The sequence below is a fragment of the Marinobacter salicampi genome (genome assembly GCF_011074795.1).
GTDB lineage: Bacteria > Pseudomonadota > Gammaproteobacteria > Pseudomonadales > Oleiphilaceae > Marinobacter > Marinobacter salicampi.
The window spans coordinates 659,543-682,290 of sequence record NZ_JAAMPF010000018.1 but is presented as its reverse complement, the minus strand read 5'-3'; the positions used below and the strand labels follow the sequence as shown (position 1 = coordinate 682,290).

The following is a 22,748-nucleotide window of genomic DNA, read 5'->3' as shown; positions in this document are numbered from 1 at the left end:
CAGGCCCACCCGGTCACTTTGGGGGCTGCTTACACGCTACCGCGACGGGACGAGCAGAGCATTGATCACCGTCAAGGGCGACTCACGGGGAGGCACCGGTAAACAGCCGGTCAAAAATTCCCAACGCACAGTCAACCACGGAATCCGAGAGTCCGGCTATACTGTCAGAATCCATTTGTTCTCAGGACCTGTGACGTATGCTTCCAGACCACTTCGACAAAGCTGCCCTGATAGAATGCGGCCATGGCCGCCTCTTCCCCGGCGGTGTGCGCCTGCCCATCGACGAAATGCTGATGCTGGACCGGATCACTCACATTAACGACAGTGACGGTAATTACGGTAAAGGCAGCCTTATCGCAGAGCTGGACATCCATCCGGACCTCTGGTTCTTCAAGGTGCATTTCGTGGATGATCCGGTCATGCCGGGTTGTCTGGGTCTGGACGCCATGTGGCAACTGGTGGGCTTTTTTCTGGGCTGGTCCGGTGCCGAAGGCAAAGGCCGCGCCCTGGGCTCAGGTGAGGTAAAGTTCACAGGCCAGGTACTGCCCACCAACAAGCTGGTGCGCTACCGTCTCGATATCAAGCGGGTTATCCGGCGTAAACTCACCATGGCCATAGCGGATGCAACCATGGAAGTGGATGGCCGTGAGATTTACACTGCCAAAGACCTTCGGGTCGGCCTGTTCACCTCGACAGAAAATTTCTAGGAGCGCGAATCATGCGGCGTGTTGTCATCACCGGCATGGGCATTGTTTCCAGCCTTGGCACCAACAAATCGGAAGTGACCCAGTCCTTGCGGGACGTCAAACCCGGCATCGGCTTCAGCGAGGAGGCCCGCGACGCTGGCCTTCGCAGTCACGTCTCCGGCCTGATCGACATCAATCTTGCCGAGCTGATCGACCGCAAGCTGATGCGGTTCATGTGCCCGGCATCGGGCTACAGCTACCTGGCAATGCAGGAAGCCATAGATCAGGCGGGCCTTACGGACGAACAGATCAAGGCAAATTCCACCGGAATCATCATGGGCACTGGCGGTGCGTCAACGGTTCAGCTTATTGACGCCATTGACACCCACCGGGAGAAAGGCATCCGCAAGGTCGGTCCTTACCGGGTACCCCGCACCATGGGCAGCGCCATAAATGCCTGCCTGTCGACGGCCTATGGCATTACCGGCATCAACTACGGCATAACCTCCGCCTGCGCTACCAGTGCACATGCCATAGGACACGCGGCTGATCTGATTGCCTGGGGTCGCCAGGACGTCATGTTCGCCGGTGGCGGTGAAGACATCCACTGGACGCTCAGCCTGATGTTCGATGCCATGGGGGCGCTTTCCACCAAATATAATGACAGGCCGGAGAACGCTTCCCGGACCTACGACGTCGACCGCGATGGTTTTGTCATCTCCGGTGGCGGCGGGGTAGTCACACTGGAGGCACTGGAGCACGCGGAAGCGAGGGGCGCCAACATCCTCGCGGAACTGGTAGGCTTTGGCGCAACGTCAGACGGCGCCGATATGGTAGCGCCCAGCGGCGAAGGTGCCGTTCGCTGCATGCAACAGGCCATGGCCAATCTCGACGGCGAGATCGCGTACGTCAATACCCACGGCACCAGCACCCCTGCTGGCGATATCACCGAGCTGAAGGCCCTGCGGGAAGTATTTGGTGACAACATGCCCCCTATCAGCTCAACCAAGCCCTTGAGTGGACATGCTCTGGGCGCCGCCGGCGTGCACGAAGCCATCTACAGCCTGCTGATGCAGCAGCACGGATTCATCTGCCCATCAGCCAACATCGAAAACCTGGACCCGGACGCTGCAATGTTCCCGATAGTCCGTGAGCGTCAGGACAAGGTGTCGCTGCCGCTGGTCATGAGCAACAGTTTCGGGTTCGGCGGCACCAACGCCAGCCTGGTGTTCAGAAAAGCCTGATCAGGCCGCTGCGAGTTCTGGTTCGGGCTGAGAAGCCCGTGCCTGTTCCGTGGCGGACCGGTACTCAGCAGGCGAGGCACCCATCCAGCGTTTGAACGCACGACTAAACGCACTCAGCTCCGAAAACCCGAGTAGCTCGGCAATTTCGGCCAGGGGTTTGCTTCGATCCTGAAGATAGGCCAGTGCCCGCTCGCGACGAACGTCTTCCAGTAAGACCGCAAATGTCAGGTTTTCCTGCTTCAGTTTCTTGTAGAGTGTGTGCCGACTCATATTGAGCTGCTTCGCCACGGCCTCGACCCGAACCCGGCCCCGCGCCAGCTGGTCTGCAATAAGCGGCCGCACCTGAACACTGAACGATAAAGACGGCAGCAATCGGGCCTGGATCAACTGCCATAGTCGTTGCAGTTGTGACGGAGAAAGCCGGGTTTCAGGCTCCGCCAGCGCCTCAACAGAAACGTTGGCATAGGTTGCCAGCTCCCGCTTTGATACACCTGAGGACTGCAGATATTTGACCATGGCAGCGACCAGGGGACCTACCGGATCTGCTCTCATTCCAACACTCTCCTGCTCTGACTGGCTTGGATAAAGCCCAAAAGATTTCAGCGTACATACGTTAGCTGAAAATAACCACTAAATCCCTTGAGCTCGATCAAGGGAAAACCGGATCCGCTCAGGCATGCTTGCCGCCCTTGATGAACGGCCCAAGCGGAGCCCCGATGCGAACCCCGGAACTACTCGCCCCTGCGGGCACCCAGGAACATCTCGAGACAGCCTTTGCCTACGGCGCTGACGCGGTTTACGCGGGCCAGCCCCGATATTCCCTAAGAGTAAGGAATAACAGCTTCAAAGACATTGCGGCTTTAGGGGAAGGCGTAGGACGCGCCCATGGGCTGGGGAAAAAGTTCTACCTGGTGTCCAACATTGCCGCACACAACAACAAGGTCAGGTCCTACCTGAGGGATCTGGAGCCTGCCATCGAGCTGAAGCCCGATGCCCTGATCATGTCGGACCCGGGCCTGATCATGCTGGTGAGGGAGCGCTGGCCGGACCAGCCGGTCCATCTCTCAGTGCAGGCCAATGCCGTGAACTGGGCAACGGTTGAGTTCTGGCGGCGCCAGGGGGTCAGCCGGGTGATTCTGTCCCGGGAGCTGGCGTTGAACGAAATCCGGGAAATACGTGAAGCCGTTCCCCAGATGGAGCTTGAGGTGTTTGTCCACGGAGCGCTCTGCATGGCTTACTCCGGACGCTGCCTGCTATCAGGCTACATGAATCACCGGGACGCCAACCAGGGCGCCTGCACCAATGCCTGCCGGTGGAATTACCAGGAAGTGAGGCACAGCCATGATCAGACCGGTGACCTTATCGCCACCAGTGGCGTTGAAGAGTTCCAGCCCCGGGAAATGTTGCTGACCGAACCCAACCGGCCCGGCGGATTTATCCCCGCGTATGAGGACGAACACGGCACCTACATCATGAACTCCAAGGACCTGCGGGCGGTCCAGCATGTGGCGGAGCTTGCCAGTATGGGTGTGCATTCCCTGAAGATTGAAGGCCGGACCAAGAGCACCTACTACGTCGCCCGCACCACCCAGGTCTACCGGCGGGCCATAGATGAAGCGGCCGTCGGCAAGGACTTCGACATGGGCTTGATGGATGAACTCGAAGCCCTGTCAAACCGCGGCTATACCGAAGGTTTCCTGCGCCGCCATCTCCCCAAGGAATACCAGAGCTACGAACAAGGCTCCTCTAATTCTGGCAGCCAACAGGTGGTCGGCTCCATTCTGGAAGCGGATGACCGTTGGCTGACCGTATCAGTCAAGAACCGCTTTGAAGTGGGTGATGCCCTGGAGCTGATCAGCCCATCTGGCAACCTTGCCTTTACTGCCGAGGCCATGGAAGGGTTAAACGGTGGCCCGATGACATGCGCCCCGGGCAGTGGTTATACGGTCAGAATACCGCGACCGGCAGGGACCCCTGACGGGCTCAGCTACAGCTACCTGACACGGATACTGCAATCGGTGGGCTGAGCAGGCTCAGCGTTCGCGGCCCTTGAGGATCAGAGAATCCAGCAGGCTCCGGTAATCCCTGGCGAGGCTCGATGCCCGCCAGGCCTCCGGTTTGTAAAACGGCTGCTTCCTCGCTACCAGTTCCTGAAGGCGCCAGGCGGCTCCCCGCGCTTCCGATTCCGCATCAGCCTCGTGACTTTCGTAGCGATTAAGGTGCGGTACATACTCCCGGTAGGCCAGCCGGTCTGGAACCAGGGCCTGACAGCCGGCGGCCATAGCCTCGAGTATGGCCAACCCCTGGAAGTCGTGCAGAGCAGTTGAAATCACAAAGTCTGCCTGATGCAGCAGAGCGTCATACTCTTCCCTGCATTCAAGGAAGCCCCAGTGTTCGATACTGCCTGAAAACCGTGCATGGATCTGATCGAATACCGGCGGTCGGCTGCGGAACTGCTCACCCACCACGCTCAACCTGAAGGCGAACTTTTCCTGCGCAAGAACCTCAAGCAGCTTCAGTAAACGTTCGGGACCCTTGTCATATTCCCAGCGGTGATTCCACAGTAGATGTGGTATCCCCCGACTCGCCGGGCGAGAGCTGTCCACGAATAACCGGTCCTCGATGGGAACCGGCAAAACCGCGGCCTTCGTCCGGAGTCGTTCCACAATCCCGCCTGGAACACAGTCCGGCATCCTGTCGAGCAGAACCCCAACCCCGGACAGGAAACTGTCCCGGTTCCAGGCACTGTTGAACGCCACCCGATCCGCTGACAGCGCGCTGTAGAGATTGATCATCTGAGGTTCGAGGCTGGATAACTGCTTGCCAGAGTCCGGAAACGCAAACTGGTTTTCGTGCATGTACAACAGACACGGGACCCGAGCCAGGGACGGATTGAAGCTTCGCAGACCGGCCAAGTCGACCATGGAGGTCGCCAGCACCAAATCCCAGTCCTGCTGAAGGAGAGGCTCATCCAGCCAGCTGAGCGCGTTACCGCGAATCCGCCAGCTGAAGTACCTTGGAGGCAGCACCAGGGTATGCCATTCATAATCCTCCAGCAGAGCGGTTATCTGCTCGCGCCAACGCCGATGGCTGGCCGCGTCGTAACCCGACAGCAATAAAACCCGTGGTCTGGACTTCACCATTTTGCTCCTCAATATCTGCCGGAATCGGTACTCTGCGACCTGTACTGTGGAAAACGGGAACGGGTGCCCGTTAAGCTATACCCGGGACTGGGGACTTCCCACACTGTCCCGACCTGAATAACACTTCGCAACCAAAGGCCTGAACCCCGTGCTGAAAGACCGGCTCCCCCTTAACAACATCCGCCCTGGCAGAAAGTCTCCGGCCTCAAGAGTGGCTGTCATCCTGGCGATGGGTTTTTCCGCTTCCCTCCAGGCACAGGACAGCCTCGATACCCGCGATCACATCCGGATGGCCAATCAGGGCTTCATGACAAAGGCGGTCAAAAATGACGTGCGGGGCGCTTATCAGGAGCTCAGGCCTTTGCTTGGTGTGGCTGCCGACCCTTACGACAAGTCGGCCACTGAAGCAGTCAGTTACTTTGAGCGGGTCAATGATACCGTCGGAAACGCTGTTGGCCACTCCCATGTAAAGACTGAAGTGATCGGTGACGACTTCACCCGCGAGACCTGGCTGCACAAGTTCGATGCCGCTGCCATCGCCTGGCAGTTTACCTACTACCAGGCAGAAGACGACGGCTGGAAACTGGTAGGCGTCAGTTACTCCACCGAAGTGGAAGACCTCTACCAGGAACCCTGACTGCGGGCCCGGCCACGCAGTCAGCCGGCAAATATCGGGCTTTGCTTCGACCCCTGACCTCGTTCCGCCCCATAGCGGACGGTTTTGGCCTTTCCTTGCCAGTACTTTGGTGCCCCACTCCCTGATTGCGCTATAATTACGCCGCTCAGGATTTAATACCTGACTAATTTACTCCAGTATTGTATACTTGTTCACCAGAAGATCGAGACCAGCCGGTGCCAACCGGTGGCGTCCGTCATCCAACAGGCCGGATCGCAGCGTAGTAACAGTACAGAAGCTGTGACATCCGCAAGAGAGAATCAACCGGACAAATGCTGGCAAAAAGCAAAGCCGGTGCAGACACCTAAAGGGCTGAAACCGCCCACGATGAGAGATACGGAGCGACGATCATGGCGAACACCGACAAGCAGGTGAACGAGCTGATCAAACGTGAATACGAGCACGGTTTCGTCACTGAAATCGAAGCCGATACGTTTGAGCCCGGTTTAAATGAAGAGGTCATTCGACGCCTGTCCGCCATCAAGAATGAGCCCGAGTTCATGCTGGAATGGCGTCTCAAGGCCTTCCGCAAGTGGCTAGAAATGGATGAGCCGGAGTGGGCTCACGTCCACTACCCGAAGATAGATTACCAGAGCATCTCCTATTACTCGGCACCCAAGCGCCCCGAGGACATGCCCCAGAGCCTGGATGAAGTGGATCCGGAGCTGCTGCGCACCTACGAGAAGCTGGGCATTCCCCTGCACGAGCGGGCTGCCCTGGCCGGGGTTGCGGTGGATGCGGTGTTCGACTCGGTATCCGTGGCGACCACCTTCAAGGAACCTCTGGCCAAAGCCGGGGTTATCTTCTGTTCCATTTCAGAAGCGGTCCAGGAACACCCGGAGCTGATCAAGAAGTACCTGGGCTCAGTGGTGCCGGCGGGCGATAACTTCTATGCCGGACTTAACGCAGCAACCTTTTCTGACGGCACCTTTGTGTACGTGCCCAAGGGTGTGCGCTGCCCCATGGAACTGTCTACCTACTTCCGTATTAATGCGGCCAACACCGGTCAGTTCGAGCGTACCCTGATTATCGCCGAGGCCGGCAGTTATGTGAGCTACCTGGAAGGCTGCACCGCGCCCATGCGGGACGAGAACCAGCTGCACGCTGCCGTGGTTGAACTGGTGGCCATGGACGATGCCCAGATCAAGTATTCCACCGTGCAAAACTGGTACCCCGGCGACGAGAACGGCAAGGGTGGCATATACAACTTCGTCACCAAGCGTGGCGCAGCCATCGGCAAGAACTCCAAGATCTCCTGGACCCAGGTTGAAACCGGCTCTGCCATTACCTGGAAATACCCCAGCTGTATCCTGCGCGGTGAAAACAGCGTTGGTGAGTTCTATTCCGTCGCGCTGACCAACAACTACCAGCAGGCGGATACCGGCACCAAAATGATCCACCTGGGCAAGAACACCTCCAGCACGATCATTTCGAAGGGCATTTCCGCCGGTCACAGCAGCAACGCCTATCGCGGTCTGGTCAAGTTCGGCCCGGGCGCAGAAGGCGCCCGTAACTTCACCCAGTGCGACTCACTGCTGATTGGCGACCGTTCCGCCGCCCATACGTTCCCGTACATCGAGAGCAAGAACAAGGGCGCGATTCTTGAGCACGAGGCGACTACATCCAAGGTCAGTGACGAACAGATGTTCCTGTGCCGCCAGCGTGGCATCGACCCGGAGCAGGCGGTCTCGATGATCGTGAACGGGTTCTGCAAGGAGGTCTTCAAAGAGCTCCCGATGGAGTTTGCGGTGGAAGCCGGCAAGCTGCTGGAAGTGAGTCTCGAAGGCTCTGTGGGCTGAAACAGCGAACCACCTGAACCGAACTTGATAGAACGACGAGAGAGATACCGATCCATGCTGAGCATCAAGAATCTGCACGCGTCCGTTGAGGGCAAGGAAATCCTCAAGGGTATTAACCTGGAGATCAAGGCCGGGGAAATTCACGCGATCATGGGGCCCAACGGCTCCGGCAAGAGCACGCTGTCCCAGGTCCTCGCCGGCAATGAAGCCTTTGAGGTCACCGACGGCGAAGTGCTGATGGACGGCAACAATCTGCTGGACCTGGCCACCGAAGAGCGTGCCCGGGAAGGGGTTTTCCTGGCGTTCCAGTATCCGGTCGAGATTCCCGGCGTGAGCAACATGCAGTTCCTGCGCACCGCTGTGAACGCACTCCGGCACCACCGGGGCGAAGACGAAATGAACGCCGCCGAGTTCATGAAACTGGCCCGGGAAACCTCCAAACAGGTGGACCTGGATCCAAGCTTTCTTAAGCGCGGCGTCAACGAGGGCTTCTCCGGTGGTGAGAAGAAACGCAACGAGATATTGCAGGCGCTTTTGCTCAAGCCTCGCCTTGCCATTCTCGATGAAACCGACTCCGGGCTGGACATTGATGCCCTCAAGGTCGTGGCCGACGGTGTTAACGCACTCAAGTCCGAAGATCGCGCCGTTCTGATGGTCACCCACTACCAGCGCCTGCTGAACCACATAGTGCCGGATTACGTTCACGTGCTGGCCGACGGCCGTATTGTGAAATCCGGTGGCCCGGAACTGGCCTTCGAGCTTGAAGAGCGCGGTTACGGCTGGCTTGGCATCAATGAAGCTGTGGCCAGCTAAGGAGAGGCACTGATGAAACCAGCACCAACGCTCTCCCCCGCGTTCCTGGAGCCGGCAGGCCAGCAATTACCAGCGCCTCTGCTCGCATTACGCAAGCAGCGGGGCACCGCCCTGGCCGATATGCCACTGCCGACCCGGAAAACGGAGAACTGGAAGTACTCCAGCCGTTACCTGCAGATGAACGAAGCCCTTGCCACGGGTCTGCGCCCAGAAGGCAAGGCCGGCCCGGCACTGGCGGTTGACGGCTACCATGTGGTGTTCCGCAATGGCGTCATCGTGCCTGAAGCGAGTGTTTATCCGGACACGGCCGGCATCGAAATCAAGAGCTTTTCGGAACTCAGCGATACCGAGGCCACCGATCTGGCAGAGCGCCTCGATAACACCCTGGACAGCAACGCCGTTCAGCTGGCGCGTCTGAACTCTGCCCGCTTTGAAGATGGCCTGCTGGTCCGCCTCAAGCCCGATGCGGTTCTTGATCAGCCTCTATTCATCGTCTGCGAGACCGACGCCAGCCACAGTGGCTCAGCTTACCCGCGCATCTACGTGGACGCCGGCAGGCACAGCAAGATTACTCTGGTTGAAGAATACATCAGTACCGGTGGCGAACCTGCCATGGTCAATGCGGTCACCGAGTTCACCCTGGCTGAAGGCGCTCAGGTTACCAGTGTGCGTCTATCCCTGGATGGCGAGAACGTGCAGCACATTGGTGCCACCGGGGCCCGGCTAAAGGCCAGTAGCCGTTTCGAGAGCCACACAGTTGGCTTCGGAGGCCCCCTTCGCAGGCATGACCTGCAGGTCCGTCTGGAAGAGCCCGGAGCAGAGTGCAAACTCAACGGCGTGGTTGTCACCCAGGGCAAGCAGCACTACGACAATCATACGACCATTGAGCACGTAGCACCCCACTGCAACAGTGAGGAAACCTACAGGAACATCGCGGCGGATCAGTCACACATTATCTTCAATGGTCGTATCCATATTCATCAGGATGCCCAGAAGTCCAACGCCAATATGAGCAACAAGAACCTGCTGCTTTCGAATGGTGCCGAGATCGATACCAAGCCGGAGCTGGAAATCTACGCTGATGACGTCAAGTGCGCCCATGGCGCCACCGTCGGCCAGCTCAATGAAGACTCGATCTTCTACCTGGTGTCCCGGGGCATAGGGCGTCGCGAGGCAACCACCCTGCTCAGCATGGCGTTTATCAATGAGCTCATCGAGCAGATCCCGGTGGCCCTGGTGCGAGAGACTTCGCAGGCGCGACTGAACGAATTCATAGACCGGACTTTTGTGGAGGTCTGAACGAGGATGACGGAGCTTTCAGTGACCAACCTGGCAACAGCAAAGACCATCAGTAATCCGGTGTTTGACGTGGATGCGATACGGCGGGAGTTCCCGATCCTGAGCCAGACCATCAACGGCAAGCCCCTGGTCTACCTGGACAATGGCGCGTCGTCCCAGAAGCCACTGGCCGTGCTGGACGCCATGGACCGTTACTACCGCGAAAGCCATTCCAACGTCCACCGGGGCGCCCATACCCTGGGCGACCGGGCCACCTCGGCCTTTGAAGGTGCCAGGGAAACCGTACGGGCCTTTCTGAACGCCAAAAGCACCCGGCAGGTCATCTGGACCCGCGGCACCACCGAAGCCATCAACGTGATTGCCAATGGCCTGGCCGGCAAACTCAAGGCCGGTGACGAAATTCTGGTGAGCCACATGGAGCACCACGCCAACATCGTGCCCTGGCAGATGGTAGCCGAGCGCACCGGCGCCAAGGTAATCCCGATACACGTCACCACCGCCGGCGAAATCGACATGGAGTCCTTCGACAGCCTGCTGGGCGAGCGCACCCGTATTCTTGCCATCACCCACGTGTCCAACGTACTGGGTACCGTGAATCCGGTTGAGGAACTGATACGCAAGGCCCGTTCTCACAACGTGATCACGGTGATCGATGGTGCGCAGGCGGTGCCCCACTTCAAGCCGGATGTACAGGCTCTGGATTGCGATTTCTATACCTTTTCCTCTCACAAGCTGTTCGGCCCCACCGGCATCGGCGTGCTTTACGGCCGTGAAGAGCTGCTGGAAGCCATGCCCCCTTACCAGGGCGGTGGTGAGATGATCGAACGAGTGACTTTCGAACGCACCACCTGGAACATCCTGCCCTACAAGTTTGAAGCCGGTACCCCGGCCATTGCCGAGGCCGTTGGTCTTGGGGCGGCCATCGACTATCTGGACAGCCTCGACCGTACCGGATTTGAAGCCGCGGAAAAGGCACTGCTTGAGCGCGCCAACCGCCTGGTTGAAACCGTGCCCGGCATGGAAGTGATCGGTACGGCCAGTAACAAAGTTCCGGTGCTGTCCTTTAAAATCGCCGGCTTACACCCCAGTGATATAGGCACGCTGCTGGATCAGCAAGGCATCGAAATCCGCACAGGCAACCATTGCGCCATGCCGTTGATGGATCTGTACGGGGTGCCGGGCACTGCACGGGCGTCCTTTGCGTTTTACAACACGCTGGAGGAAGTGGACCAGCTCTTTGCTGCGCTCCAGAAAATCCAGCGACTATTCGTTTGATGGAGGCGAATCGATGACGGCAGAAACCTTTACGCCGACCGTCGGGGTCACCATGACACCCAGCGCGGTCAGCCATGTGCGCAAGCAACTGGCAAAGAAACCGGACGCCAAGGGCATCCGCCTTGCAGTCAAAAAAAGCGGCTGTTCAGGGTTTAAATACGAAACCCATTGGGTGGAGGACACCGGCGCCGATGATCAGGTGTTTACCGTGGACGACGTCAACATCTACGTCGAGCGCAAGCACCTGCCCATCGTCAATGGCACGGAGATTGACTTCATTACCGAAGGCGTTAACTCCATGTTCTATTTCCGCAACCCCAACGCGACTGCTGAGTGCGGCTGTGGCGAGAGCTTTTCCGTGGTTTGATACCGCGCCAGCGACCAGACGAGGCCAGAAAGTTACATGCAAGAACGGGAAGTCGTCCTGACCAAGCGCGAGGTGGAAGCCCGGCTCGTGCCCGCCGGTACGGAGATCATGATTCCGTCCGATACCTTTGTGACTATCACACAGGCCCTGGGGGGCAGTTTCACCGTGGCCGTCAACGGCAATCTGGCGCGCATTGAAGGCCATGATGCCGACGCCCTTGGCAAGCAGCCCCTGGAAAGCAGCTTTGAAACCCCATCTGATGGCACGGTCAATGAGAACCAGGTCTGGGAAGCCATCCGCAACTGCTATGACCCCGAGATTCCGGTCAACGTGGTGGACCTCGGCCTGATCTACCAATGCGAGATCCGCAACGACACCGAGAACGGCAACGAGGTCTACATCCTTATGACCCTGACCGCCGCCGGCTGCGGCATGGGGCCGGTCATTACCGACGACGTCAAGCGTAAGGTCGAGCATGTGCCGAATGTGGACAAGGTTACCGTTGAACTGACCTTTGACCCACCCTGGAGCAGCGACATGCTCACTGATGAAGCCAAACTAGAACTGGGGATGTTTTGATGGGCGCCACGGCAGAGCAATTCGTCACCAACCCCCTGGGTACCACAACCACCATTGATGATGTAATCAGTGACCTGGAGTTCCTGGACGACTGGGAAGACCGCTACGCCTACATCATTGACCTTGGTAAACAGCTGCCGTCGTTTCCTGATGATGAACGCACGGATGAAAACTTTGTCCATGGCTGTCAGAGCCAGGTATGGCTGACCCACTACCTGGACCCGGCTTCAGGCAGGATGTACCTGTTGATTGATTCCGATGCCATGATTGTGCGCGGGCTGGCCGCCATCATTCTGGTCGCCCTGAACAACCAGACCCCGCGGGAGCTGCTGAGCACCGACATCGACGAGCTGTTTGAGCGCCTGGACCTGTTCCGGCACATTTCCCCTACCCGTGGCAACGGCCTGCGGGCGATGGTCGGCAAGATCCGTGACCTGGCAGCCCGGGAAACTACCTCCGGGGAGCCAAAAAAAATCTGAGACCGGATTCCGGCTCAGATTTCCTGTACCTGCAGGCAGCTCACCAGATAATGGCCATGTCATCCCTCTGGATGTTCGCCTGGCCGCCTGACACTGGAATGAGCCCGTTACTGAAATCCGGGTGTACGCTGTCAAGGCGCACCACCACGCCGCTGTCCCGCAGTTCCGGCGTTGCCCCCGGCGCATCAAAGAAGCTGTAGCTGCGATACAGATGCAGCTCATCCCCCGGCCTGAGGCCGGCGGTTGCGCCAGAGGCCAGAGTCACCTTCTGGCCCTCGACCCGGGTCAGGCGAGTAATGAACGGCTGGCACGCCAGGGCTTCATCCACTGCTTGTGCCATATTTCCGATCAGTCCCATGACCGCCTGGCCATAGTCTGTGTTTTCAAATCCATTTGAACCGAAGCCAACGGACTCCCCAGGTGCGGCGTCCCATTTTGCCGTGGAGGCAAAGCGCTCCTGGTAAACCGGTGAGCCACTGAAACCGTCATAGACCATCAGGTCCGCCACGAACCGCCGGTTCTGGTCGGCAAGGCCCACCCCCCGCTTGAGACGGGCCGTTACAGACGAGCCCCAGGCAGAGGGGTCAGAGATGGCGATGTCCCGGATCACGCCGGTGACCACAAACTGCACCCCCAGCTCTCTGGCCACCGCGATCACGTTGGTGAGGGTATTGTCGAAATTCTGGCGGGTAGGCGCATTGCCAAGGTCATTGAACAGCTGCATGTTGGTCGCACCGTGGACCTGGAGCTGGCCGGCCTGATGAAGGGCGGCCTTGAGAACCTGCGGCAATACTTCGCCGGCATCTTCAAGCTGACCTATAGCGGCCTCGCTTGGGCGCACAATGGGGAAGCCGGTAACAGCAACCTGTTTGCGCAGCCGCCGGGCATCGCCAGGGCCGCAGGAAGTACCCGCCGACATGTCCGCGCTCACGGTAACCCGCAGCAGGTTGCCATTCTGGAATTCGTTGATGATACGGACATCCCGGGCATGGGCTCGGGACGCCACGGTCAGGCGCGAGTCGGTCAGAACGCCATTGGTCATGGTCTCTTCACTGGCAATCTCGGCCTCATACTGCAGGGCAACTTCCCGCAAGGCAGCCCGACGTGCCTCACTGCGGGCGGCATCGAGATCATTGTTCCGGATCACAGCCTGGCCAGTGCCTTCCAGCACCACCGACTGCGCCGGTACACTCAGGCTGGCAGTAAAGCCGAACAGCGCCAGCAAAGCGTAGCGCCGCAAAACAGCAACCTTGGTCAATAGATTGTCCTCATTCAGGATGCCTCTACAGGGCGCCCTTCATTTCAGATAGTACAGTGAGTCAACACTGCGGCTTTGCACGTCGCCGACACTGTCGTCCCGCCGGGGCATGGGAATCGGGCAGCGCTCCCGCACCTGATAGTCCTGGTTCTCGGCAACACAGGCCCTGAAACGGGGCTCCAGACGCAACTCCATCACCGACTCGACAACACCATCGCTGTGCTCGTTCACAGCCACCAGCTTGGCGCCCCGTATGTAGCTGTCCACATAGGCACGGAATACGTCATTTCGCAGCACAAAGTCATTCACCGTGGAGCTGCCGTAGATCACTGTGCCGTAGACCCGCTCGGCAAGATTCCGATAGGCATCGAGCTGCGAGGCTCGCCGCGCCATCAGACGTTTGCGGGTATCCAGACGATCTTTCGCCGCATTTTCATAAGTACCAAAGCCGCTGACCCGCACCGTAATCGGCTCAAGGCGCGGGTCCTGGTCAGCGGAATAGGAGTTTTGGTGCGTGCCGACCGGCGCACAACCGGCCAGGGCGACAATCAGTAAGCAACTGATCCAGCGAAATGTCATGGTCTGTCTCCGGAAAATCGTCGGTTTTGCCGTGTCCATGAAAAATTCGCGCCAAGATTTCTAACCTCCTGTTCTCAAGTCGTAAATGTCGGATCCTCGACAATCACTGGTCCAGAAGCGGCAAGATTCCACCGCCGTTACACACCACGAACATACCGTAACCGTGTCACTCATGCCCATTCCTGGCGCTTGAAGTAGTCTAAGGACCTATTAATCCAAAAAAATCGCCTTGTAGCCGGGTCTGCCGGCTCAGGGTATAAGCAAAAAGAACAGTGGAGTTCTTCTCGTATGATGCCGTCCCCGGTTTCGCGTCTTGCCCTGGCTGTTAGCCTTTCCGTCATGACCACATCAGCATTCGCTGGCGCCCAGCCTTTCAATACCGCCCGTTCCATCGCCATGGGCGGGACCGGTGTAGCTGTTGCCCATCCAGCCACTGCCAACACCAGCAATCCGGCCATGCTAGCTGCCGGCCAGCATGAGTGGTCCGACGACTTTGGCCTGATCCTCCCCTCCATCCATGCCCGCTTTGCGGATGAAGAGGAAACCATCGATCAGATTGAGGATATACAGGACACCATCGACCGCTTCGGCGACATCGACAAGAACTCCCAACCCGAAGAGGCCCGTCAGACCGCTGGCGAATTGCGTGAGCAGCTGAACGCGTTTGATCGTGACACGGTTCGTATTGATGCCGGCCTGGGCCTGAGTCTGGCTGTTCCTAACAATAGTGTTTCCGTGGGTGTGTTTACCAATGCCACCTTGAGGGCCACCGTGCGTGGCGAGTTTGATGAAGCCGATGACCAGTTCCTGGCCAACCTGGAGAACGCGGACAAGGACGAACTGCTGTTTGCAGATCTTGAGCGTGACCTCCAGTCCCGGGGCCGTATTCTGGCATCGGCCGTGGCAGAAGTAGGCGTTGCGTTCGCACGCTCCTTTGATATCCAGGAACGCAGCGTCCAGATCGGTATCTCGCCGAAGTATGTTCAGATTCAGACCTTCCAGTACACCCAGACCGTTTCCAGCTTTGACGATGACGAGTTCGATGCGGACGACAGCCAGACTGACAAATCAGGATTCAACTTTGACCTGGGCGCTGCCTACGCCTTCGGTGAGGAACAGCAGTGGAATGCGGGTCTGGCGATTAAAAACGTCATCCCGATGGAACTGGATTCTGCAGCGTCGCGTGTTGACGAAGAGGTGCATACGTTCGAATTGGGCCCTCTGGCCACAGCCGGTATTGCCCACAGCGGTGAGTTTCATGTGCTGACCGCCGAGCTCGATCTGAACAAGCAAAAAGCCTTCGGCTACGGCGACGATACCCAGTGGCTTGCCGTCGGTGCGGAACTGGATGCCTTCCGCTATGCCCAGTTACGTTTCGGTGCCCGTCAGAACCTAGCCAGCAACGACGATAACTCTGGTATTGAAGAAAAGACGCAGCTGACCTTTGGGGTAGGCCTTGCACCATTCGGTGCCCGGCTGGACATCGCCGGCCTGGTCAGTGATGCAGACCTGGGCGCAGCCATTGAGCTGGGAGCGGCTTTCTGAAGCAGTAGATTCGGTTCAGGAAGCAGCCGGGTTTACCCGCTGATAATAATAACAGGCTGATGCTTATGGTCTTCAGACGAGGCAGCTTTCATAGGCTACCGACACGCCTGACTCGCTGGTTGCCAGCGTTTTCAGCTGCGGTGGTCGTGGCGCTGCTTGTTCTGGGACTGCCGGCGCATGGGCAAGCTCAGACCCTGGCGATTGCAGATGCTTCTGGCACACGCCAGGAACTGAGCGACTTTGTCCAGTTTACAGGGACTGACTTGCCGGCCAGTGAAATTGCAGAGCTTTCCGCCTCAGACTGGCGACAGGCCTCCGGCGATGTCAATCTCGGATATACCACCCAACCCCACTGGTTTCGTCTGACGGTCAGCAACAGCAGTGATCAGACTATCGTACGGGTCATCGAACTGGCCTACCCTCTGCTGGACAAAGTCGCTGTCTATACCGCAACCGCCGGGCAGCTCGACCTTCTGGCGGCGACGGGAGATACCCTGCATTTTAACAGCCGACCGGTGGCGCACCGGAACTTCCTGTTCCCGATTACCCTGGCAGCGAAGGAATCTGCGACAGTCTATCTGCACATCCAGACATCCGGCGCACTTCAGGTTCCTCTGACACTCTGGGACCCGGCAGCGTTTGCCGAACACAGCGATCTCGAACTTACCCTGGAAAGCATGTTCTACGGGGTGATGCTGGTTATGGCTCTGTTCAATCTGTTTCTCTATCTGTCGCTGCGGGAGCGCGCCTACCTGTACTACGTTGGCGTGGTAAGCGCCACCCTGGTCCTGATCGCGAGTCTGGACGGCGTCACTTTCCAGTACCTGTACCCGGGCCTGCCCCTGGTACACCAATACGTCATAATGTTGATAGTGCCCCTCATCCAACTTTGGGTCTGCCTGTTTACCAGGGAATACCTGGAGCTGCGCGGTTACCATCCGGTCTGGAACCGGGCGTTTCTCGGCCTGATCGGACTGACCGGTTTCGGCGCTCTGAGCGCAGTTTTCATGCCCTACGAGCTATCCACTCGTTTTTGTGTGCTGATGGCAGTGGTCGTGGCTCTGGCCAACATCAGTGTTGGCATTGTCCTCTGGCAAAAGGGCAACAAGAATGCCCGCCTGTTCACCATTGCCTGGCTCGCCCTGTTGGGGGGAAGTCTGCTGACACTGCTCAACAAACTCGGGTTCCTGCCCACGTCCCAACTCACTGATCACGGCATACCTATCGGTGCCTCGGCGCTGGCGTTGCTGTTCGCCTTTGCGCTGGCGGACCGCTTCAACCGCGAACGCCGGGCATCCGTGCGGGAACGGCAGGCGACCCTGGAAGCACTGAAGCAGCAACGGGGAGCCGAAGCCGCGCTGCTGCGGGCCTCCAGCCACCATGAACTCACCGGGCTGCCGGACCGCAGCATCTTCGAACGGGTTGTGGACCAGGCCATTTCCGGCAATGAGGCGGCTCCCTCCGCTGTTTTCATGCTTCACCTGCGGCGATTCGATGACATTAACAAGACCCTTGGCCACCGTTATGCCGATGAGCTGCTGACCCTCTTCGCCGATCGCATGAACCGGCTGGTGGCCGGTACGGTGCAGGCGGTCTATCTGGAGGGCAATGGGCCGGACACCAAGTGCGTTGCCCACGTTGAGGGCGTCAGCTTTGCCTTTGCCCTGCAGGACGACGATCGCCAGCGGCTGCTGACCCAAGCTGCTGAGTTGGCCGAGCGCTTCGCCGAGCCCATCGAGTTCAAGGGCCTGCTGCTCGAGATGGGGTTTGTCATCGGCGCCAGTTTTGTCGAAACCCTGGAAGACGACGCCCAGACCCTGCTGCGCCACGCCTTCATTGCCCTCGACCAGGCCGGTGTCGGCGGTGGCAATATGGCGGTGTACAAGGCTGAGATGAATCCTTACAGCCCCCGGCGCCTGACCCTGATGACTGAACTCAGGGAAGCGCTTCGCTCAGACCGACTGGAGCTCCACTTTCAGCCCCAGATCCACCTGGCCAGCGCCCGGGTGGCCGGGTTCGAAGCCTTGCTACGGTGGTCACATCCGCAGCATGGGTTTATCCCGCCGGATGAGTTCATCCCCATGGCAGAGCAGACCGGGCTCATCAAGCCCCTGACCCAATGGGTCCTGCAGAAGGCGCTGAGCTTCTGCAACACCCTGGACAAGGCAGGCTGCGACGCAACCGTATCGGTCAATATTTCCGCCATCAACCTGCGGGAACCCGACTTCTGTGATGAGGTCTGCGATCTCCTGGCCAAGAATTACGTGGTCGCCAGGCGCCTGGTTCTGGAAGTCACCGAGACAGCCGCCATGCTTGACCCCAAGCGGAGCCTGCGCGTCCTCCAGGCGCTGAAATCTGCCAAGGTGAGGTTGTCCATTGATGACTTCGGCACCGGGCACTCTTCGCTGTCCTATATCCGCCAGCTGCCGGTTAATGAAATCAAGATCGACCGCTCCTTTGTCATGGGCATGGACCGTAACCACGGGGATGCCACCATTGTCCGGACGACCATTAACATGTGCCACGACCTGGGTTATGAGGTTGTGGCAGAAGGCGTTGAGAACGAAACCACCCAGGCCCTTCTGCGCAAACTCGGCTGCGATTATGTGCAGGGTTATCACCTGGCTCGGCCGATGCGGGCCAATGATGCCCTGGTCTGGCTGGCTGAATCGGCCTGGTCCAAGCATTCCAGCCTGACGGCCTGACTCCTTCCCCAACTGCACCGGTTGTTTGCGCTCGCCCTCCCCTGGCAGGATAATCCCTCATTATTTTAGCCCGCCTGGCCGGGCGTCGAAACCGGGATACAGCAAAGATGGAAATTTACCTTGTAGGCGGCGCCGTACGGGACGCCCTGCTCGACCTGGAGGTCAAGGACCGTGACTGGGTCGTGGTCGGTGCCACACCCCAGCAAATGCAGGAGAAGGGCTACCGGCAGGTCGGTGCCGACTTTCCGGTTTTTCTTCACCCGGTCACCGGCGAGGAATATGCACTGGCCCGCACCGAGCGCAAGGCCGGCCAGGGTTACCATGGTTTTACCGTGTACAGCGCCCCCGACGTCACCCTCGAAGACGACCTGCTGCGCCGGGACCTCACCATCAACGCCATGGCACAGAGTACAGACGGCACTCTTGTCGACCCGTTCAATGGCCGTGCGGATCTGGACAGGCGCATTCTCCGGCACGTCTCGGACGCCTTCGCCGAAGACCCCCTACGCATACTGAGGACGGCACGGTTCGCCGCACGCTTCGGCAACCTCGGCTTCCGGGTCGCGGATGAGACCATGGCGCTGATGACCCGTATGGTTGAGGCGGATGAGGTAGAGCACCTGGTCCCCGAGCGGGTCTGGCAGGAAATAGAGCGGGCCCTGGGTGAGCCTGCGCCGGGCGTATTTTTCCAGGTCCTGGACCAGTGTGGCGCCCTTGCCAGACTCATACCAGAACTGGCCACAAGGCAGGTGCTAGCGACCGCACTGGAGGCCCTGGCCTGCATCAGCGATCAAAAAACGACCACAGAACCCCGCTACGCCGCCCTGATGTCGCCGGTGCCTCCCGAGTTGGTCAGGCAGCGCTCAGCCGCCCTGAAATGTCCCAACGCGCACCGTGAACTGGCCATGCTTGTCGCCGCCAAAAAACAGGATCTGCTGCAAGCCAGCACACCGGAAGCCCGGCTTGATGTTCTTGAACAATGCGATGCCTGGCGCCGGCCGGAGCGCTTCGAAGAGTTGCTGGTGGTGTGCCAATGCCTCAACCCGCCACTTCCACCCGGCTCTGCTGATCGTTTGCGCCAGGCCGAAGCCGCAGCCCGGGCAGTAGACCCCACGGATCTGCTGGCTCAGGGTTTCAGCGGCAAAGCCATGGGCGAAGCGATCCGTAACCGGCGCCTGGAAAACATCCGGGGCTTGGACCCGGACAGCAACGACCACTCGGAAGCCGATGGCTGACGCGTCTGTCGCGACTTCAAGCTGTAGTCATGCGCCAGCACGGGTTCCTTCCCGTGTTGCTCACCCCCTATTCAGCCATCTTCCTGTTGGGCCACCCGGGGCGCTGGGGTACACTGATAGCCTACTCACACCACACGGACTGGAGAACACCATGCGTGACGTCGTCATTGTTGCAGCCAAACGTACAGCGATCGGGGTTTTCGGTGGTGGGCTCTCCACCCTGTCTGCCGACAAACTGGGCACCGCGGTTATCCGGGCTATTCTGCAGGACACCGGTGTCGACTCGAATCAGGTCAATGAAGTGGTCCTGGGCCAGGTGCTCACTGCAGGGGTCGGCCAGAACCCGGCGCGTCAGGCGGCACTGAATGCAGGTCTGCCGGCTAGCGTCCCTGCCATGACCATCAACAAGGTCTGCGGCTCAGGCCTCAAGGCCGTCCATATGGCGGTGCAGGCTATTCGCTGCGGCGACGCCGAACTGATGATCGCCGGCGGTCAGGAAAGCATGAGTCAGGCCCCACACGTCCTGCCCAACAGCCGTAACGGCCAGCGCATGGGTGACTGGGCACTGGTTGACACCATGATCAAGGATGGCCTCTGGGATGCCTTCAACGGCTATCACATGGGCGTCACGGCAGAAAACATTGTCGAGAAGTGGGGTATCAGCCGGGAAGAGCAGGATGCCTTTGCCGCTGCCTCGCAACAGAACGCGGTCGCAGCCCAGAAAGCAGGTTATTTCGATGATCAGATCGTGCCGGTGGATGTACCCCAGCGCAAAGGCGATCCGGTCACCATGGCCCGCGATGAAGGCCCCCGTGACGGCGTTGACGCCGCCGGATTGGCCAAATTGAAACCCGCGTTCAAGAAGGAAGGTAGTGTTACTGCTGGCAACGCGTCTTCCCTGAACGACGGTGCTGCGGCTGTCATGGTCTGCAGTGCGGAAAAAGCCGCCGAACTCGGGCTCACACCGCTGGCTACGATCCGCGGCTATGCCAGTGCCGGTGTTGACCCCGCCATCATGGGGACAGGCCCTATCGGCGCCAGCCGTCGTTGCCTGGAGAAAGCCGGCTGGTCACTTGAGGATCTCGACCTGGTGGAAGCCAATGAGGCTTTTGCTGCCCAGGCCATCGCTGTCAATCGTGAGATGGGTTGGGATACCAGCCGGGTGAACGTCAATGGCGGCGCCATCGCCATGGGTCATCCCATTGGCGCTTCCGGCTGCCGGGTGCTGGTGTCGCTGCTTCACGAGATGATACGGCGTGATGCCAAAAAAGGCCTGGCCACCCTGTGTATTGGTGGTGGTATGGGTGTGGCGCTGGCAATCGAACGCTGAGTGACTCTTTTGAATGTGGTGCTCTACGAGCCGGAGATCCCCCCGAATACGGGCAACATCATCCGGCTCTGCGCCAATACCGGCTGTCGGCTACACCTGATTGAGCCCCTGGGCTTCAACCTTGAGGACAAGCAGTTGCGCCGGGCCGGCCTGGACTACGCTGAGTACGCGACAGTGACCGTCCATGCCAGTTACCCGGCCTTTCTTGCCACCGAAAAGCCAGTGCGTCTGTTCGGGCTTACCACCAAGGGCACCCGGCCGTACCACCGGGTTCAGTATGCGCCGGGCGATTACCTCATGTTCGGCCCGGAAACCCGCGGCTTGCCGGTGGACGTAAGATCCGGGTTGCCCGAGGACAGGCGACTGCGAATACCCATGCGCCCGGACAGCCGAAGCCTGAACCTCTCCAATACCGCTGCCCTGGTGGTCTACGAAGCCTGGCGCCAACTGGGATTTGAAGGCGGCGCCTAGGATCCGCAAGTGAGCTGCCAGATAAGTATTCATGACGAGCCAGACCCATAAAAAAAGAGAGCGGGTTGCCGCTCTCTTTTTTGTCCTCTAGCTCCCGTCAATCAGTGAACTGCAGTTTCAGCAATTCTCCCGATCAATGGGTCTGTTCTTCTTTCTGCTCGCCTGACTGCTCTTCCTGCTGACGCTTGAGCGCCTGCTGGTAGATGGCGTCGAAGTTCACCGGCGCCAGCATCAGGGCCGGAAAGCTGCCTTTGTTTACCAGGCTGTCGATGGCTTCGCGGGCATAGGGGAACAGAATATTGGGGCAGTATGCACCCAGCATCTGGCCGAGCTGCGGGCCCTCGATACCCTTGACCAGAAAAACCCCTGCCTGCTGGATCTCGACGATGAACGCAACCTTGTCTTCCATTTTGGAAGTCACCGTCAGGGACAGAACCACTTCGTACTGGTTGTCGCTGATCTTGGTGTTGCTGGTGTTGAGGTCCAGGTTCACCTGGGGCTTCCACTTCTCCTGGAATACCGCGGGTGAATTGGGAGACTCAAAGGACAGGTCCTTTACATAGATTCTCTGCAGCGCAAACTGTGGTTGGTTCTGGTTTTCACTGCCTGCGGCGGCCTGATCGTTTTCAGCCATGCTCAATCCTTACCTTGTGGTCTGGGCGGATAACCCCTGCCCTGTTCTTGTTGAACGCTCCGGCCCGTCCGGAACTCAGCCCGGGGAGTTTACCCCCCCGGGCGGCGATGTGTTGTGAAACAGTGCTGTACTTTCTTGTGCAGTTCAAGCTTGTGCGACTCAAATTTGCTTGCGCAGTTCAAGTTTGCGCAACGTTCAGGCTCGTTATTTTTTCACCAGGGGCAGGTTGCTGCCTTTCCAGTCTGCGATGCCGCCGCTCAGCCGGCTCACATTGGCAAACCCCTCCGCCTTCAGCTGCTTCACGGCGGTGGCGGAATGCTGACCCATCTTGTCGACCACGATAATCTGCTTGTCCTGGTGCTTCTTCAGCTCAGACAGGTTGTCTTTGATGCTGCTCATGGGAATGTGGATCGAGCCTGCGATCTTGCCTTCTTTAAGATCCTTGCGGTCCCTGATATCCACGAGAACAGCTTCATCGCGATTCATCAGGCTGACCGCGGTCTGCGGACTGACCTTGGCACCACCCCGGCGACCTTCAAGAAGAAACAGCGCTGCCAGCAGCGCCACGAACGCTGACACCAGAATATAATGATTGGCAACAAACTCAAACAACCTGTCCATTGAATTACCT

22 protein-coding genes are annotated in these 22,748 nt (G+C 58.9%); 16 read left to right on the top strand and 6 right to left on the bottom strand.

Annotation, left to right across the window (positions count from 1 at the left end; genetic code table 11):
- Positions 1 to 197 precede the first annotated feature (197 nt).
- Positions 198 to 707 (top strand): bifunctional 3-hydroxydecanoyl-ACP dehydratase/trans-2-decenoyl-ACP isomerase, encoded by a 510-nt coding sequence (gene fabA, locus G7W63_RS12090; RefSeq protein ID WP_166258058.1) that lies wholly within the window; start codon positions 198 to 200, stop codon positions 705 to 707.
- Positions 708 to 718: 11 nt separating this feature from the next.
- Complete coding sequence (fabB, locus tag G7W63_RS12085; RefSeq protein ID WP_166258055.1) at positions 719 to 1,930, top strand: beta-ketoacyl-ACP synthase I; 1,212 nt, start codon at positions 719 to 721, stop codon at positions 1,928 to 1,930.
- Here the strand turns inward: fabB and G7W63_RS12080 are convergent, their stop codons facing one another.
- The gene (locus G7W63_RS12080) at positions 1,931 to 2,302 is read right to left on the bottom strand and encodes a helix-turn-helix transcriptional regulator (RefSeq protein WP_242634408.1); all 372 of its coding nucleotides are present in this window, start codon (positions 2,300 to 2,302) and stop codon (positions 1,931 to 1,933) included.
- A gap of 344 nt (positions 2,303 to 2,646) precedes the next feature.
- On the opposite strand from G7W63_RS12080, the gene trhP reads away from it, so the two are divergent.
- Positions 2,647 to 3,957, top strand: coding sequence for a prephenate-dependent tRNA uridine(34) hydroxylase TrhP (gene trhP / locus G7W63_RS12075; RefSeq protein WP_166258052.1), 1,311 nt, complete (start codon positions 2,647 to 2,649; stop codon positions 3,955 to 3,957).
- A 6-nt stretch (positions 3,958 to 3,963) separates the two neighbouring features.
- Here trhP and G7W63_RS12070 read toward each other — a convergent pair whose 3' ends face one another.
- Positions 3,964 to 5,073 carry a tRNA-queuosine alpha-mannosyltransferase domain-containing protein gene (locus G7W63_RS12070; protein WP_166258050.1) on the bottom strand — a complete coding sequence of 370 codons (1,110 nt, stop codon included), beginning with the start codon at positions 5,071 to 5,073 and terminating at the stop codon, positions 3,964 to 3,966.
- Positions 5,074 to 5,284: 211 nt separating this feature from the next.
- On the opposite strand from G7W63_RS12070, the gene G7W63_RS12065 reads away from it, so the two are divergent.
- The 8 genes from G7W63_RS12065 (at position 5,285) to G7W63_RS12030 (ending at position 12,360) form a co-directional block, all read left to right on the top strand.
- Positions 5,285 to 5,710 (top strand): hypothetical protein, encoded by a 426-nt coding sequence (locus G7W63_RS12065; protein ID WP_166258047.1) that lies wholly within the window; start codon positions 5,285 to 5,287, stop codon positions 5,708 to 5,710.
- Positions 5,711 to 6,099: 389 nt separating this feature from the next.
- Positions 6,100 to 7,548: a Fe-S cluster assembly protein SufB gene (gene sufB / locus G7W63_RS12060; RefSeq protein ID WP_166258044.1), complete on the top strand. Its 1,449-nt coding sequence runs from the start codon at positions 6,100 to 6,102 to the stop codon at positions 7,546 to 7,548.
- Positions 7,549 to 7,602: 54 nt separating this feature from the next.
- The gene (gene sufC, locus G7W63_RS12055; RefSeq protein WP_166258041.1) at positions 7,603 to 8,361 is read left to right on the top strand and encodes a Fe-S cluster assembly ATPase SufC; all 759 of its coding nucleotides are present in this window, start codon (positions 7,603 to 7,605) and stop codon (positions 8,359 to 8,361) included.
- A 12-nt stretch (positions 8,362 to 8,373) separates the two neighbouring features.
- On the top strand, positions 8,374 to 9,660 hold the full coding sequence (gene sufD, locus G7W63_RS12050) for a Fe-S cluster assembly protein SufD (protein WP_166258038.1): 1,287 nt from the start codon (positions 8,374 to 8,376) through the stop codon (positions 9,658 to 9,660).
- Between the two features lie 21 nt (positions 9,661 to 9,681).
- Complete coding sequence (locus G7W63_RS12045) at positions 9,682 to 10,935, top strand: aminotransferase class V-fold PLP-dependent enzyme (RefSeq protein ID WP_423202291.1); 1,254 nt, start codon at positions 9,682 to 9,684, stop codon at positions 10,933 to 10,935.
- Positions 10,936 to 10,948: 13 nt separating this feature from the next.
- The gene (locus tag G7W63_RS12040) at positions 10,949 to 11,302 is read left to right on the top strand and encodes a HesB/IscA family protein (protein WP_166258032.1); all 354 of its coding nucleotides are present in this window, start codon (positions 10,949 to 10,951) and stop codon (positions 11,300 to 11,302) included.
- A gap of 36 nt (positions 11,303 to 11,338) precedes the next feature.
- Positions 11,339 to 11,881 carry a putative Fe-S cluster assembly protein SufT gene (gene sufT / locus G7W63_RS12035; RefSeq protein WP_166258029.1) on the top strand — a complete coding sequence of 181 codons (543 nt, stop codon included), beginning with the start codon at positions 11,339 to 11,341 and terminating at the stop codon, positions 11,879 to 11,881.
- A complete protein-coding gene (locus G7W63_RS12030) occupies positions 11,881 to 12,360 on the top strand; it encodes a SufE family protein (protein ID WP_166258026.1) in 480 nt (159 codons plus the stop codon). The genes sufT and G7W63_RS12030 overlap by 1 nt, the downstream gene beginning before the upstream one ends.
- Before the next feature lie 40 nt (positions 12,361 to 12,400).
- On the opposite strand, the gene G7W63_RS12025 is transcribed toward G7W63_RS12030, so the two are convergent.
- The gene (locus G7W63_RS12025; protein WP_341273683.1) at positions 12,401 to 13,618 is read right to left on the bottom strand and encodes a flagellar assembly protein T N-terminal domain-containing protein; all 1,218 of its coding nucleotides are present in this window, start codon (positions 13,616 to 13,618) and stop codon (positions 12,401 to 12,403) included.
- 39 nt (positions 13,619 to 13,657) lie between these two features.
- The gene (locus tag G7W63_RS12020) at positions 13,658 to 14,197 is read right to left on the bottom strand and encodes an LPP20 family lipoprotein (protein ID WP_166258023.1); all 540 of its coding nucleotides are present in this window, start codon (positions 14,195 to 14,197) and stop codon (positions 13,658 to 13,660) included.
- A gap of 291 nt (positions 14,198 to 14,488) precedes the next feature.
- Between G7W63_RS12020 and traF the strand changes: the two genes are divergently transcribed.
- From traF to trmL, 5 genes are all read left to right on the top strand, one after another.
- Positions 14,489 to 15,742, top strand: a complete 1,254-nt coding sequence (gene traF / locus G7W63_RS12015; RefSeq protein ID WP_423202290.1) for a conjugal transfer protein TraF — start codon at positions 14,489 to 14,491, stop codon at positions 15,740 to 15,742.
- Positions 15,743 to 15,807: 65 nt separating this feature from the next.
- A complete protein-coding gene (locus G7W63_RS12010) occupies positions 15,808 to 18,447 on the top strand; it encodes an EAL domain-containing protein (RefSeq protein WP_166258018.1) in 2,640 nt (879 codons plus the stop codon).
- A gap of 107 nt (positions 18,448 to 18,554) precedes the next feature.
- Positions 18,555 to 19,682 carry a tRNA nucleotidyltransferase/poly(A) polymerase-related protein gene (locus G7W63_RS12005; RefSeq protein ID WP_166258015.1) on the top strand — a complete coding sequence of 376 codons (1,128 nt, stop codon included), beginning with the start codon at positions 18,555 to 18,557 and terminating at the stop codon, positions 19,680 to 19,682.
- 151 nt (positions 19,683 to 19,833) lie between these two features.
- Complete coding sequence (locus tag G7W63_RS12000; protein ID WP_166258012.1) at positions 19,834 to 21,012, top strand: acetyl-CoA C-acetyltransferase; 1,179 nt, start codon at positions 19,834 to 19,836, stop codon at positions 21,010 to 21,012.
- Positions 21,013 to 21,483, top strand: a complete 471-nt coding sequence (gene trmL / locus G7W63_RS11995) for a tRNA (uridine(34)/cytosine(34)/5-carboxymethylaminomethyluridine(34)-2'-O)-methyltransferase TrmL (protein WP_166258009.1) — start codon at positions 21,013 to 21,015, stop codon at positions 21,481 to 21,483.
- A 133-nt stretch (positions 21,484 to 21,616) separates the two neighbouring features.
- On the opposite strand, the gene secB is transcribed toward trmL, so the two are convergent.
- On the bottom strand, positions 21,617 to 22,117 hold the full coding sequence (secB, locus tag G7W63_RS11990; protein ID WP_166258006.1) for a protein-export chaperone SecB: 501 nt from the start codon (positions 22,115 to 22,117) through the stop codon (positions 21,617 to 21,619).
- A 204-nt stretch (positions 22,118 to 22,321) separates the two neighbouring features.
- Positions 22,322 to 22,738, bottom strand: coding sequence for a rhodanese-like domain-containing protein (locus tag G7W63_RS11985; protein ID WP_166258003.1), 417 nt, complete (start codon positions 22,736 to 22,738; stop codon positions 22,322 to 22,324).
- Positions 22,739 to 22,748 lie beyond the last annotated feature (10 nt).

Bases quoted from the DNA above. Each gene is read 5' to 3' on its own strand.
- fabA (WP_166258058.1), top strand. From the start codon at position 198: ATGCTTCCAGACCACTTCGACAAAGCTGCCCTGATAGAATGCGGCCAT.
- fabB (WP_166258055.1), top strand. From the start codon at position 719: ATGCGGCGTGTTGTCATCACCGGCATGGGCATTGTTTCCAGCCTTGGC.
- trhP (WP_166258052.1), top strand. From the start codon at position 2,647: ATGCGAACCCCGGAACTACTCGCCCCTGCGGGCACCCAGGAACATCTC.
- G7W63_RS12070 (WP_166258050.1), bottom strand. From the start codon at position 5,073: ATGGTGAAGTCCAGACCACGGGTTTTATTGCTGTCGGGTTACGACGCG.
- sufB (WP_166258044.1), top strand. From the start codon at position 6,100: ATGGCGAACACCGACAAGCAGGTGAACGAGCTGATCAAACGTGAATAC.
- sufC (WP_166258041.1), top strand. From the start codon at position 7,603: ATGCTGAGCATCAAGAATCTGCACGCGTCCGTTGAGGGCAAGGAAATC.
- sufD (WP_166258038.1), top strand. From the start codon at position 8,374: ATGAAACCAGCACCAACGCTCTCCCCCGCGTTCCTGGAGCCGGCAGGC.
- G7W63_RS12040 (WP_166258032.1), top strand. From the start codon at position 10,949: ATGACGGCAGAAACCTTTACGCCGACCGTCGGGGTCACCATGACACCC.
- sufT (WP_166258029.1), top strand. From the start codon at position 11,339: ATGCAAGAACGGGAAGTCGTCCTGACCAAGCGCGAGGTGGAAGCCCGG.
- G7W63_RS12030 (WP_166258026.1), top strand. From the start codon at position 11,881: ATGGGCGCCACGGCAGAGCAATTCGTCACCAACCCCCTGGGTACCACA.
- G7W63_RS12020 (WP_166258023.1), bottom strand. From the start codon at position 14,197: ATGACATTTCGCTGGATCAGTTGCTTACTGATTGTCGCCCTGGCCGGT.
- traF (WP_423202290.1), top strand. From the start codon at position 14,489: ATGCCGTCCCCGGTTTCGCGTCTTGCCCTGGCTGTTAGCCTTTCCGTC.
- G7W63_RS12010 (WP_166258018.1), top strand. From the start codon at position 15,808: ATGGTCTTCAGACGAGGCAGCTTTCATAGGCTACCGACACGCCTGACT.
- G7W63_RS12005 (WP_166258015.1), top strand. From the start codon at position 18,555: ATGGAAATTTACCTTGTAGGCGGCGCCGTACGGGACGCCCTGCTCGAC.
- G7W63_RS12000 (WP_166258012.1), top strand. From the start codon at position 19,834: ATGCGTGACGTCGTCATTGTTGCAGCCAAACGTACAGCGATCGGGGTT.
- secB (WP_166258006.1), bottom strand. From the start codon at position 22,117: ATGGCTGAAAACGATCAGGCCGCCGCAGGCAGTGAAAACCAGAACCAA.
- G7W63_RS11985 (WP_166258003.1), bottom strand. From the start codon at position 22,738: ATGGACAGGTTGTTTGAGTTTGTTGCCAATCATTATATTCTGGTGTCA.